The sequence below is a fragment of the Spiribacter salilacus genome (assembly GCF_009649225.1).
In the GTDB taxonomy this organism is placed as follows: domain Bacteria; phylum Pseudomonadota; class Gammaproteobacteria; order Nitrococcales; family Nitrococcaceae; genus Spiribacter; species Spiribacter salilacus.
The window spans coordinates 146,134-158,640 of the sequence record NZ_WJPP01000004.1; the positions used below are offsets into that span (position 1 = coordinate 146,134).

Sequence of the window (12,507 nt, forward strand, 5' to 3'; positions counted from 1 at the left end):
GAATATGGTCGGGGTGAGAGGATTCGAACCTCCGGCCCCTGCCTCCCGAAGACAGTGCTCTACCAAGCTGAGCTACACCCCGCATCTCAGAGGGAGCGAGTATAGGCAATCGCCTAGCTCTGCGCAATTAAACTAACGGTTAGTAGCTCCGGGTAACGGAGAACGTCGCCAGCGAAGCCAGTGCGGTGCTAAAACCGTTTTCTGGCAGCTTCTCCAGCGCTTGTGTGGCCAGCGCGGCCTCTTGTTCTGCGAGACCCCTCACGTACTCAATCGAACGAGTCGCAGCCAGCGCATCAGCCACACGATCAGAATAATCTTGGCCGCCGGTTTCAATGGCTTGACGTAACATTTCACGCGTTGTTACGTCACTATGCTGTAAGCAGTGGATCAGTGGCAGCGTGGGTTTGCCCTCGGCAAGGTCATCACCAATATTTTTGCCGATGGCTTGCGCATTGCCGTCGTAGTCGAGCGCGTCATCAGCAAGCTGAAAAGCGGTGCCAAGATGCCGGCCATACGCGGCCGCTGCTTGGGTGGCCTGTTGCGCTTCAGACCCCAAGGCCAGGCGCGCAGCAAGTTCGCAGCCGGCCTCAAACAGGACGGCTGTCTTTCGGTAAATCACTTCACGGTAGCGGTCTTCTGATACATCCGGGTCATGAACATGCATGAGCTGCATGACTTCACCTTCTGCAATGCGGTTTGTGGTGCGGGAGAACGTGGCCATTGTGGGCATATCATCTAATGCCACCATCATTTCGAATGCACGTGTGTAGAGAAAATCACCGACTAAAACACTCGCCTCATTGCCCCAGAGCGCATTGGCCGTTTGTCGACCTCGCCGGACCTCGGATTCGTCAACCACATCATCGTGAAGCAACGTGGCGGTATGAATCATCTCTACGATGGCGCCCAACAAGGCATGCTGATCGCTGCCTGCCGGATGGCCGCAGGCCCGCGCCATAATAAGCACCACCATGGGGCGTAACCGTTTGCCGCCGCCGCCAACAATGTAGTTACCCAATTGATTAATAAGGGCAACGTCTGATTCTAGGCGCTTACGAATGATACGATCGACAATAGCCATGTCGTCGGCAACGAGTGCGCGAAGCGGAGCGATATCCATGCCGAGTGTCTCGTCGATGGGTGAAAGCGGCATGCTAGGAACCCGTTGCTGGCATGTCAAGGTAATTTGATCGAATTACATTGACGTAAAGGGCCTATCCGGCTAGACTTTCGCGGCTTTGGATAAACCGTTTGGAGTCTTAATTAGATGTACGCAGTAATTAAAACAGGTGGCAAGCAGTATCGGGTTGCCGAAGGGGACCTACTGCGTATCGAAAAATTACCTGCCGAGGCGGGTGAAACGGTCAAATTTGACGATGTGCTCTTGGTGGCAGACGGAGATGACGTTAAAGTCGGCACGCCGCGCCTAGAGGGCAGCAGCGTATCTGCTGAGGTGGTCGCCCAAGGGCGCGCGCGCAAGGTAGAGATTATCAAGTTCAAGCGGCGTAAAGATTATCAGCGCCATCACGGGCATCGGCAGACGTTCACTGAGGTGCGCATCACCGGTATCCAGGCAAGCTGAGCTTAGGCGTTAACGGAGGCAGAACTCATGGCACATAAAAAGGCAGGCGGCAGTACTCGTAACGGTCGCGACTCGCAATCCAAGCGCCTAGGCGTTAAACGCTTTGGTGGGCAATCGGTAATCGCGGGCAACATTATTATTCGCCAACGCGGCACGCACTTCCATCCCGGCGAAAACGTAGGTATGGGCACTGACCACACCTTGTTTGCTAAGATTGATGGGCAGGTTGTGTTTCGGCGCAAGGGTCCAAATAATCGGCGCTATGTGAGCATTCAGCCAGCGGGCTGATCAACGCTCAGGCGTCTACCCCAGCCCCGCCTAGAGCGGGGTTTTTTATTTAGGCAGGCCATAAGCCATGAAATTCGTCGATGAGGCAAGCATTCGAGTCACTGCAGGTGATGGCGGTAATGGCTGTGTGAGTTTTCGTCGCGAAAAATTCATTCCCCGTGGCGGCCCCGATGGGGGAGATGGTGGCGATGGTGGCAGTGTTTGGCTAGAGGCAGACTCCGGTCTAAATACACTGGTTGATTTTCGTCATCGGCGCCGTTTTGCTGCCGAGCGTGGTCATGGGGGGCAGGGGCGACAAATGGCTGGCCGCGCGGGCGAAGATATTGTTGTGCAGGTCCCGATTGGCACGGTTATTCGTAACCTAGAAACAGGTGAAACGCTGGGCGATCTCACCGCGCATGGGCAGCGGATTTGTGTGGCGAAGGGTGGCCGTGGCGGTATCGGTAATACCCATTTTAAGAGCTCCACCAACCGTGCGCCGCGGCAATCGATACCCGGCACCCCAGGCGAGCAGCGTGAGCTGCAGCTAGAGCTCCAGCTATTAGCTGATGTTGGGCTGCTTGGGTTGCCAAACGCGGGCAAGTCTACATTTTTACGTGCAGTCTCTGCCGCTCGCCCACGCGTCGCCGACTATCCATTTACCACGTTATACCCCGGCTTAGGTGTTGTCAGCCTTGGCTTAGGAAGTAGTTTTACCGTGGCAGATATTCCAGGCCTCATTGAGGGTGCTGCTGGGGGGGCCGGTCTTGGTACTCGTTTCCTACGCCACCTTGAGCGCACGCGTTTATTGCTGCATTTAGTGGATGCGGCTGGCGTCTATGAAGAGCGTGATTTGGCTGATGAGGTAACAATGGTGGCAGGCGAGCTGAAAAATTATAGCGCTCAGTTGGCCGCACGCGAGCGGTGGTTGGTGCTCAATAAAGCTGATCTTTTCCCCACCGATGTGCGCGATGCGATGGTGAGTGATTTAAAAGCGCAACTAGACTGGCAAGGGCCGATTTATTTTATTTCGGCAGAAACTGGCGAAGGCACAGATACGCTTTGCCAAGCGGTAATGCAGCACCTTACTGAGTTAGACGAGGATAACGCCGATGAGCGCGCGTAGCGAGCTGCGCCTCACCCGTCGCTGGGTGATTAAAGTGGGTAGTGCACTGGTCACGGATAATGGGCAGGGGCTTGATCATGATCGCATTCATGATTGGGTTCGGCAGATGGTTGATGTGCAGTCTCAAGGGGTTGAAATCGTTCTTGTCTCATCCGGGTCGGTGGCAGAGGGTGTGCAGCGGTTGGGTTGGAAGAGCCGGCCTAAAGCGCTGCATCAGCTTCAGGCCGCTGCAGCCGTAGGGCAAATGGGATTGGTGCAGGCGTATGAGTCAGAGTTTCAAGGTTTTGGGCTTAAGACTGCTCAGGTGCTGTTAACGCACGAAGATCTTGCGGATCGGCAGCGCTATTTGAATGCCCGCTCCACATTGCGTGCGCTAATGGATTTAAACGTTATCCCGGTGGTAAACGAAAACGACACGATCGCAACGGATGAAATTCGCTTTGGCGATAACGACACGCTTGCAGCTTTAGTGAGTAACCTGATCGAAGCGGACTTACTCGTCATTCTGACTGATCAAGATGGTTTGTACGAGGCCGATCCGCGCACCCATCCAAATGCACCGCTTGTTACCGAAGCACAAGCCAGCGATCCGGCGCTTGAGGCGATGTGTTCCGATGCGCCCGGCGTGCTAGGCAGCGGAGGCATGCGCGCGAAAGTATTAGCAGCAAGGCGTGCGGCAAGGGCAGGGGCGGCCACCTTAATCGCCTCAGGGCGCGATACAGGCGTGTTGCAGGGCATTATGAATGGTACGGCTGCGGGTACCCTGCTCACGCCGTCTCAGGCGCGTCTAGCCGCGCGTAAGCAATGGCTGGCAGGCCAGCTTCAGGTGCGTGGGCGGCTATGGATAGACGAGGGCGCTGCGCGGGTCTTACGTGAGCGAGGCCGCAGTCTGCTGGCAGTGGGGGTAACGCGGGTGGATGGACGCTTTCGGCGCGGTGAAATGGTGGCGTGTGTAGACCCAAGTGGGCATGAGCTTGCACGCGGATTGGTTAACTACGACTCTGATGCAGCCAGCCGTATTGCGGGTTACCCAAGCGAAACCATAGAAAAGCGGCTCGGTTATGTAACCGAGCCAGAGCTTATCCACCGTGATAACTTGGTGCTAACAGAAAGTTAGCTGAGCGCCTTAATTTGTGCGGCAAGCCGGCTTTTATGACGAGCGGCCTTATTGCGGTGAATTAACCCGCGGGTTGCCATGCGGTCTAAAACCGGAACGGCGGAACCGTAGGCTGCTTCAGCTGCCGCTTTGTCGCCACTTTCAATGGCGGCAATAACTTGCTTGAGCTTGGTGCGCATCATCGAGCGCCGCGCCTGATTATGCTGGCGCTGCTTCTCGGCTTGACGGGCGCGTTTCTTGGCAGAGGCGATATTAGCCAACGTGCTGCTCCTATAGGATGTTCGCGTCTCGAAAAAGAGCGGTAATATGCGCAGAATACCGCCAATTGTCAACCATTACTGCTTAGGATAAGGCGTTTGCGCAAAGGTTTAATCCAGTCTTTGATGACCTTCGGTAGCTGGACTCTGGTCTCCAGGGTGCTGGGTCTAGTGCGCGATATCGTGCTCGGCGTGGTCTTTGGCCCGTCGGCGGCCACTGATGCGTTTTTTGTTGCCTTTAAAATCCCTAATTTTTTGCGGCGGTTATTTGCCGAGGGCGCTTTCCAGCAAGCCTTTGTGCCCGTTCTCTCCGCCACGCGGCATTCAGGGGGTGACGCTGCGGTGCGCGCGTTGTATGCCCGGGTTACCGGTTGCCTTGGCGTGGTTCTGTTGGCACTCACCCTATTAGCAATGTGGGGCTCGCCGGTACTGATTAATGTGTTTGCCCCTGGTTTTGCTGCAGATAGCGCACAGCTTGCATTAGCCGGCGATTTGTTACGCTTAACGTTTCCGTATTTGTTGCTCATTGCGCTCACCGCTGCGGCGGGGGCGGTGCTAAATACCTATGATAGTTTTGGTCCGCCCGCATTTGCCCCTGTTTTACTCAATCTTTGCTTGATTGGGGCGGCGCTTTATTTGGCGCCCCGCATGGAAATAGGCGTGATGGCCTTGGCGTTAGCCGTGCCGCTAGCGGGTTTATTGCAGTTACTCAGTCAGTTGCCATTCTTGTGGCGCCGCGGTTTGCTCGCTTGGCCGCGTATCGATTGGAACGACGCCGGTGTTCGCCGAATTCTTCGGTTAATGGGGCCTACCGTTTTTAGTACATCGGTTCAGCAAATCAACCTGTTGTTAGATACGATCCTTGCCTCATTTTTGATTGTCGGTTCAATTAGTTGGTTGTATTGGTCAGATCGTCTCATGGAGTTTCCATTGGGCGTATTTGGTATCGCGTTGGCAACGGTGATGTTACCTAGACTGTCGGCTGAGCATGCGGCCAATGATCCGGTGCGCTTTAATTTGACCCTCGATTGGGCGCTACGTGTGAGTTTTGTGCTCATGCTACCGGCTACTGCGGCACTCGTTGTACTGGCAAGCCCCATGCTCGCCACCTTGTTTCAGTACGGCCGTTTCACGCCGGCAGACGTAGCAGCGGCTAGCTGGAGTTTGATGGCCTATGGCATCGGCTTGATGGGTTTTGTTTTGGTTAAGGTGTTGGTACCCGGATATTTTTCGCGCCAAAACACCAAAGGGCCGGTGCGCTGCGCGATTATCGCAATGATCGTTAATATGGTGCTTAGCATTACGCTTGTGTGGTTGCTGTTTGATACAAAGATTGCGCATGCAGGGCTTGCGTTGGCAACGGCTATGGCGGCATGGGTCAATGCCGGTTTGCTCTATCAAGGGTTGCGTCGAGAAGGCGTGCATCAGCCTTTAGCGGGCTGGGGGCGGTTGTTGGGGCAAATTTTACTCGCCACTGGGGTAATGGTGGCGGTGCTGATTGGCCCTGCAAGCCAGCTTGAGTTTTGGTTGGATCAAGGCGTTTTGGGCCGTGTTGTTGCCCTAACAGGAATGATTATTATGGGCGTGGTTGTTTACTTCGGGAGTCTATATGCACTCGGAGTACGGCCGGCTAGCTTGAAGGCACCGAACGCGGGGCATGGCTGAAACCCTGCATGCTGCCGTATACTCTCTTAATTAGAGTTGCTGGTCATTCCGGGGTAATGGATGGAGCTCGTTAGAGGCCGTCACAATCTGCTTGCCCGTCATCGGCCTTGCGTGGCTACCATTGGAAATTTCGATGGCGTTCATCGTGGGCACGGGGCGGTACTCGATGCGCTGCATGCAGCGAGTCGTCGAACAGGGCTGCCTGCCACCGTCGTGGTTTTTGAGCCGCAACCGCGCGAATTTTTTACACCGAATTCTGCGCCAGGCCGTATCACTCGACTGCGCGATAAACTTCGACTGCTCGATGCAGCGGGGGTAGAACGTACCCTTTGCCTGCGCTTTGATGCCAAGCTTGCTCAGCTCTCCGCCGAGCATTTTATCGAAGCGTTATTGCTTGAAGAGCTGGATGTTCGCTTTTTAATGGTGGGTGATGATTTTCGGTTTGGGCACCAGCGGCGTGGAGATTTTGCCATGCTGGAGGCGGCTTCGGCAGCGCATGGGTTTGAGCTCCAGCGCATGCCTACGGTTGAGCATGCTGGAGAGCGAGTGAGCAGTACACGCATTCGTAGCGCATTAGCGGCTGGCAACCTTGACCTCGCTGAGGCCCTGCTGGGCCGGCGTCTGCGCATTTCAGGTCGTGTTGTGCGGGGTCAGGCATTAGGGCGAGAGCTAGGTTGGCCAACCGCTAACCTGCGCTTTGGTCAGCAGCCACCGCCGATGCGCGGCATTTTTAATGTGGCCGTGCATGGACTGGGGCCGGTGCGGCCCGGGGTAGCTAGTTTAGGCACACGCCCCACCGTCAACGGGGTGGAGACGTTGCTCGAAACCTACTTATTAGATTTTCAGGGCGATATTTATGGCCGCTATATTGAAGTGGAGCTGCTTGCCTGGCAGCGGCCTGAAACCCGTTTTGAGAGCTTAGAGATATTACAAGAGAAAATTGCCGCTGACGTAGAGTCAGCTCGTGCCTGGTTTCATGACCATGGCTACTTACCGATGACTAACGCAGGATGATGTCGTGAGCGACTACAAGGAAACTCTTAACCTTCCGCAAACCGATTTTCCGATGCGCGCAGGGCTGGCGAAGCAAGAGCCAGGGCGCCTACAGCGTTGGCAGGAGGAAAAAATTTATGAACGCCTGCGCGCTGCACGCAAAGGTCGGCAAAAATATATTTTGCACGACGGCCCACCCTACGCGAATGGAGACATTCATATTGGCCATGCGGTTAATAAAATCCTCAAAGACATTATCGTAAAAAGTCGCAGCCTTGATGGCTTTGACGCGGTTTATGTGCCCGGGTGGGACTGCCACGGGCTGCCGATTGAGCATAAGGTTGAGCAAAGTTTGGGTAAGGCTGGCGATGACATTTCCGCTAAAGCGTTTCGGGCAGCTTGCCGAACCTTTGCCACTGAGCAGGTTGCTGGCCAGAGCCGTGATTTTCAGCGCCTTGGCGTGCTGGGTGATTGGGAGAACCCCTATCTGACAATGGCGCCACGCACTGAGGCGGCTATTTTGCGCGCGCTGGGTAGTACCGTGCGCCGCGGGCATCTTAAGCGCGGTTATAAGCCCGTGCATTGGTGTGCGGATTGTCAGTCCGCACTGGCTGAGGCAGAGGTGGAATACGAAGACTACGTCTCTCCAGCGGTGGATGTGCGGTTTAAAGCATTGGATGGCGAGGCACTGGCTAGATACTGCGGTGCGGCGGGTGGAGATTTTGCGTCAGCGCCTGTTTCGGTGGTCATTTGGACCACCACGCCATGGACAATTCCTGCTAATCAGGCCGTCGCATTAAACCCAGAATTAGACTATGTGCTGGTCTCTGTAAATCACGGCAAAGAGTATTTGTTGCTGGCCGAGGCACTGCACGAGGTTGCTCTTGAGCGCTACGGGATTGAGCATTACGGCATTGTTGGGCGATGCGTGGGCAAAGCGCTTGAAGGGCTTACTCTGGCTCATCCCTTCCTAAACCGGCACGTGCCGATTATTTTAGGGCAGCATGTAACCACTGAGGCTGGATCAGGTGCTGTGCATACGGCACCCGCGCATGGTGCGGATGACTTTGTTGTAGGGCAGCGCTATGAGCTGCCGCTGCAAAGTTCGGTGGACGACGCAGGAGTTTTTACTGATGGTGAGTTTGCCGGGCAGACCGTTTTTAAAGCCAATAAGCCCATCATTGAGCGGCTTAAGGCAGAAGGCGCGTTGCTACACCACGAGCCATATCACCATAGCTACCCCCATTGTTGGCGGCATAAAACGCCGATTTTATTCCGCGCCACACCACAATGGTTTTTGAATTTGGAAGCGGGTAATACGCGCGAGAAAACTTTAGCCGCTTTACCCACAGTAGATTGGTTTCCTGACTGGGGTGAGGAGCGTATGGCAGCAATGGTGCGCCATCGTCCCGAGTGGTGTATTTCTCGACAGCGCAACTGGGGTGTGCCTATCGCCCTATTCATTGATCGGCAGACGGGTGAGCCACATCCCAATACCGATGCATTAATTGAAGCCGTTGCTGAGCGAATGGAATCAGACGGTATTGATGCTTGGTTTGATCTTGAGCCTGCCGATTTGCTTGGTGATGAGGCAGATCAGTATGAAAAGGTCACCGATATCCTCGACGTTTGGTTTGACTCTGGCACAACGCATGCCGCGGTGTTGCGCGAGCGTGAAGACTTAGCATGGCCGGCTGATCTGTACCTTGAGGGCAGCGATCAGTACCGCGGGTGGTTTCAGTCTTCACTGCTTACATCGATGATGATTAATGGTGAGCCGCCGTATCGCGCCGTGCTGACCCATGGATTTACGGTTGATGAGCACGGCCGGAAAATGTCGAAATCTCGCGGTAATGTTGTGGCTCCCCAAAAGGTGATGAACGCACTGGGCGCAGACATTCTGCGCTTATGGGTGGCCTCGTCTGACTATAGCGGTGAGATTGCCGTATCAGACGATATTCTCAAGCGGACGGCCGATTCTTATCGGCGTTTACGCAATACGGCACGCTTTTTGTTGGCCAACCTTGCAGGCTTCGACCCTAGCACTGATGCGGTGCCCACCGAGCAGTTGCTGCCGCTAGATCGCTGGGTGTTGGATCGTGCGTTACTTTTGCAGGCGCAAATCCAAGCGGATAGTGCGCGCTACGACTTCCACCAGCTGTATCAGCGCGTGCATCATTTTTGCGTCTTGGATTTGGGTGGCTTTTATTTGGATGTGATTAAAGACCGCCAATACACCACCCAAGCCAACAGCCTGGCGAGACGCTCTGCACAAACTGCTCTTTGGCATATTGCCGAGGCACTGGTGCGCTGGCTGATGCCGGTGCTCTCTTTCACCGCCGATGAGATTTGGGAGCACATGCCAGGTAAACGCAGCGGCAGTGTTTTTGAAGCGGAGTGGTATGAAGGGCTGGTTGCATTAGAAGATGCTGAGACGCAGCGCGCTTTTTGGGAAGAAATTTTGCAGCTGCGTGAAGTGGTCGCTAAACGCATTGAAGATTTGCGTAATGAACAAGTGTTAGGAGCCACGTTAGAAGCCGAAATCGATCTGTTCTGCCCTGAGCCATTAGGTGCCCGTTGGGCCGCATTGGGCGATGAGATGCGCTTTTTGCTTATTACCTCGGCCGCCCGGGTGCATCCATTAAATGAAGCCCCAGATGATGCGCAGAGCAATCAGCTAGACGATGGGACGGAGTTTTATTTCACGGTAACACCGAGCCAGCATGCAAAATGCGAGCGTTGCTGGCATCGGCGAGAGGACGTGGGGCAGCACTCAGCCCATCCGAGCTTGTGCGGGCGTTGTGTCAGTAACGTCGCAGGCGAAGGCGAGCAGCGGCAATTCGCATGACCGCCCAACGGGTTGGGTTAGTTTTAGCGGTAGGCATCATTCTGGCCGATCAGCTGAGCAAATGGGCTGCCTTATTTTGGTTGACCCCTTATCAGCCGGTGCCGGTGTTGCCATCGGTTAATTTGTTATTAGCCTTTAACCCCGGGGCGGCATTTAGTTTGCTTGCCCAGGGGTCGGGGTGGCAGCGCTGGCTGTTATCGGCTGTTGCCATTGGCGTTAGCGGCTACTTAGTCTATTGGTTATGGCAACTAACCCCCGCTCAGCGTTGGCAAGGTATGGCGATCGGCCTCGTGCTTGGGGGTGCAATTGGTAACTTAATTGACCGATTGCGCTTGGGGGTTGTGGTCGATTTTATCGATCTTTACTACAGCAATTGGCACTGGCCTGCCTTTAATGTGGCGGACGCTGCCATTACCATAGGTGCCATTCTTATCCTTTATATGTTGATCAGAGATTAGCTTTATGCAAGAAATCAGACTGGCTAACCCCCGCGGATTCTGTGCCGGTGTTGATCGCGCGATCAGTATTGTCGAGCAGGCCCTAGAGGCATTTGGTGCGCCGATCTATGTACGACACGAAGTTGTGCACAACCGCACGGTGGTTGATGATCTTCGCGAACGTGGTGCCATCTTTGTCGAAGAACTCGATGGCGTGCCACCCGGCGCAACCCTAATCTTTTCTGCCCATGGTGTTTCTCAAGCACTACGCGATGAGGCTGCGGCTCGAGAATTGCGCGTTTTTGATGCCACCTGTCCCTTAGTCACCAAGGTGCACATTGAAGTACGCCGACACGCTGAGGAAGGCCGAGAAGTCATTATGATCGGGCACGCCGGCCACCCCGAAGTAGACGGTACGTTGGGGCAGTACATTGGCAAAAAAGCGCATGAAGGTGGGATGCAGCTGGTCGAAACCCCTGAAGATGTTGAGCGATTAGTGGTCAAAGATGCGGAAAATTTGGCCTATGTGAGCCAAACAACGCTGTCGATGGATGATACTGCTGCCGTGATTGGTGCGTTACGAGCGCGTTTTCCCGCGATTAAAGGGCCCAGTAAAGACGATATTTGTTATGCCACGCAAAATCGCCAAGATGCAGTGCGTGAACTGGCAGATGAGGTTGACACAATGATTGTGGTGGGCTCATTTAATAGCTCCAATACACTTCGACTTACTGAACTGGCTTTACGGATGGGCATATCGGCCCATCAAATCGACAGCGCTGAAGACTTGCAGCATGACTGGGTAGCCAACGCGAAAAAAATTGGTGTAACCGCTGGCGCCTCAGCGCCTGAGTCGTTAGTGCACGATGTAATCGATCAACTCGTCGCCTGGGGTGCCGTGCGTCCAGATTTAGGCGGCAAGCATACTGAGGATGTCGTTTTTTCCATGCCCAAAGATTTGCTACGTGCCATTCCAAAGCGTGGAGAAATTCGCCCGGTGGTGGGTGCAGAAGAATCTACCGATTAATCATTCCGCCTCACAGATGCTGGCATTGAGCTGACTTTGCGATTGGATTGTTCGGGGTCGGCCCGTTGCGCTAATCACAATGGCATGTGTAGGTTTTCTGCCCTCTGTTGGGCTTGGCGCACACAGCGTAAAGGTGCCCATCTGCAGGCTACCGCTTGGCCGACGGCTTTCTCCATGCGGTAAATAACTGAGCGCCATTCCAATGCCGCTATTGGCTTTTAGCTGGTGGTCTTTTTTGATCGGTTCAGCCACATGCAAAAGCGGCTCGTTCGCTTCTTGCGTTGCGCTGTGGTTATCGTCCACAAATAAAATCCAGCCTTCACTCCAATCATTGCCGGTTGCTTTCATCGTGACGGGTTTGCCTTGCGTGATCGCGGCATGGCGCGCCGCCCAAATGGAGGCTAAGAGTCGTTCAGATTCAATGACCGGTTTAGCCCGGGTGGTGAGCTCGCTAAATTGTGGTGCTGCTAAAACAGCCGCAATACTCATAATGGCCAGGGCTAGGAGGAGGTCTAGCAAACTAAAGCCTTGGTGATGATGCATGACGATGCCTCTTTGCGCCGGTTATCCGGAAATCTATCGCAGCAATCGCAAGATGATCGCTTTGGCGCGATTAATGGCATCAATCTTCGGTTATGCGTAACAAAACGTTGGGTTTTAGTTTGGTTGAACTGCTGATGGTGACAGCGCTGATCGCCATTTTAGTCATGCTTGCACTGCCAGATTATCGAACCCCCATTACGCGTATAGAGCGTGTTGCGGCGGGTGTTTGTTTGCTTGAAATTGCCACGCGTTTTGAGGGGCAGCGGGCGAGTCAGCAGGGGCAAGCGTCGGTTGAGTTGTATGCCGATGAGGGTGGCTGTGAAGAGGCATTGGTGGGCAGTTATTTATTTGCGGTAAACGGGGCCGGAAGCGCAGATTGGCATATTTCAGCGGAAACGTTGGTAGATAACAGCACCGTTACCGAGCAATGCGAGCGGCTGGTTTTTACGCAGCAAGGCCAGCGTGGGGTGAAAGCGGCGGATGGCACACTGGATTTTAGTGAACAAGCGCTTGATTGTTGGTGATCAGCTTTGGTCTAATACACCACTTTCCTGCCCTTGCCGGCGTAGCTCAGTTGGTAGAGCAACGCATTCGTAATGCGTAGGTCCGCGGTTCGACTCCGTGCGCCGGCACCAATCCTTTACA

At 54.5% G+C, this 12,507-nt stretch carries 13 protein-coding genes and 2 tRNA genes; 11 read left to right on the forward strand and 4 right to left on the reverse strand.

The genetic code is table 11. The features are described from left to right. Nucleotides 1–5: 5 nt before the first annotated feature. Together GH984_RS08285 and GH984_RS08290 are read right to left on the reverse strand one after the other, a co-directional pair. Nucleotides 6–82: transfer RNA gene (locus GH984_RS08285), tRNA-Pro, on the reverse strand. A gap of 57 nt (nt 83–139) precedes the next feature. Continuing rightward, entirely contained in the window at nt 140–1,120 is a 981-nt protein-coding gene (locus GH984_RS08290) for a polyprenyl synthetase family protein (protein WP_153719946.1), read from the reverse strand. Between the two features lie 147 nt (nt 1,121–1,267). Between GH984_RS08290 and rplU the strand changes: the two genes are divergently transcribed. From rplU to proB, 4 genes are all read left to right on the forward strand, one after another. After that, a complete protein-coding gene (gene rplU, locus GH984_RS08295; protein WP_153719738.1) occupies nt 1,268–1,582 on the forward strand; it encodes a 50S ribosomal protein L21 in 315 nt (104 codons plus the stop codon). A 27-nt stretch (nt 1,583–1,609) separates the two neighbouring features. Beyond that, nucleotides 1,610–1,870: a 50S ribosomal protein L27 gene (gene rpmA, locus GH984_RS08300; protein ID WP_153719739.1), complete on the forward strand. Its 261-nt coding sequence runs from the start codon at nt 1,610–1,612 to the stop codon at nt 1,868–1,870. Nucleotides 1,871–1,937: 67 nt separating this feature from the next. Continuing rightward, a complete protein-coding gene (gene cgtA / locus GH984_RS08305; RefSeq protein ID WP_153719740.1) occupies nt 1,938–2,975 on the forward strand; it encodes an Obg family GTPase CgtA in 1,038 nt (345 codons plus the stop codon). Then, complete coding sequence (gene proB / locus GH984_RS08310; RefSeq protein ID WP_153719741.1) at nt 2,962–4,092, forward strand: glutamate 5-kinase; 1,131 nt, start codon at nt 2,962–2,964, stop codon at nt 4,090–4,092. The genes cgtA and proB overlap by 14 nt, the downstream gene beginning before the upstream one ends. On the opposite strand, the gene rpsT is transcribed toward proB, so the two are convergent. Beyond that, complete coding sequence (rpsT, locus tag GH984_RS08315) at nt 4,089–4,352, reverse strand: 30S ribosomal protein S20 (protein ID WP_153719742.1); 264 nt, start codon at nt 4,350–4,352, stop codon at nt 4,089–4,091. The genes proB and rpsT overlap by 4 nt on opposite strands. Before the next feature lie 96 nt (nt 4,353–4,448). On the opposite strand from rpsT, the gene murJ reads away from it, so the two are divergent. Genes murJ through ispH form a run of 5 tightly spaced genes read left to right on the forward strand, consistent with a single transcriptional unit; the run spans nt 4,449 to nt 11,319 of the window. Further along, nucleotides 4,449–6,014 carry a murein biosynthesis integral membrane protein MurJ gene (gene murJ / locus GH984_RS08320; protein WP_153719743.1) on the forward strand — a complete coding sequence of 522 codons (1,566 nt, stop codon included), beginning with the start codon at nt 4,449–4,451 and terminating at the stop codon, nt 6,012–6,014. 60 nt (nt 6,015–6,074) lie between these two features. Then, nucleotides 6,075–7,028 (forward strand): bifunctional riboflavin kinase/FAD synthetase, encoded by a 954-nt coding sequence (gene ribF, locus GH984_RS08325; RefSeq protein WP_153719744.1) that lies wholly within the window; start codon nt 6,075–6,077, stop codon nt 7,026–7,028. 4 nt (nt 7,029–7,032) lie between these two features. Beyond that, a complete protein-coding gene (gene ileS / locus GH984_RS08330) occupies nt 7,033–9,855 on the forward strand; it encodes an isoleucine--tRNA ligase (protein ID WP_369692014.1) in 2,823 nt (940 codons plus the stop codon). Continuing rightward, nucleotides 9,852–10,313 (forward strand): signal peptidase II, encoded by a 462-nt coding sequence (gene lspA / locus GH984_RS08335; protein WP_153719745.1) that lies wholly within the window; start codon nt 9,852–9,854, stop codon nt 10,311–10,313. Before ileS ends, lspA begins: the two co-directional genes overlap by 4 nt. Nucleotides 10,314–10,317: 4 nt before the next feature. Then, nucleotides 10,318–11,319: a 4-hydroxy-3-methylbut-2-enyl diphosphate reductase gene (gene ispH, locus GH984_RS08340; RefSeq protein WP_153719746.1), complete on the forward strand. Its 1,002-nt coding sequence runs from the start codon at nt 10,318–10,320 to the stop codon at nt 11,317–11,319. Here the strand turns inward: ispH and GH984_RS08345 are convergent, their stop codons facing one another. Continuing rightward, nucleotides 11,320–11,862, reverse strand: coding sequence for a GspH/FimT family pseudopilin (locus GH984_RS08345; protein WP_153719747.1), 543 nt, complete (start codon nt 11,860–11,862; stop codon nt 11,320–11,322). 92 nt (nt 11,863–11,954) lie between these two features. Here GH984_RS08345 and GH984_RS08350 point away from each other — a divergent pair, with 92 nt between their 5' ends. Then, on the forward strand, nt 11,955–12,386 hold the full coding sequence (locus tag GH984_RS08350; protein WP_153719748.1) for a type IV pilin protein: 432 nt from the start codon (nt 11,955–11,957) through the stop codon (nt 12,384–12,386). A gap of 35 nt (nt 12,387–12,421) precedes the next feature. Beyond that, nucleotides 12,422–12,497, forward strand: a tRNA-Thr gene (locus GH984_RS08355). The last annotated feature ends 10 nt before the right edge of the window (nt 12,498–12,507 follow it).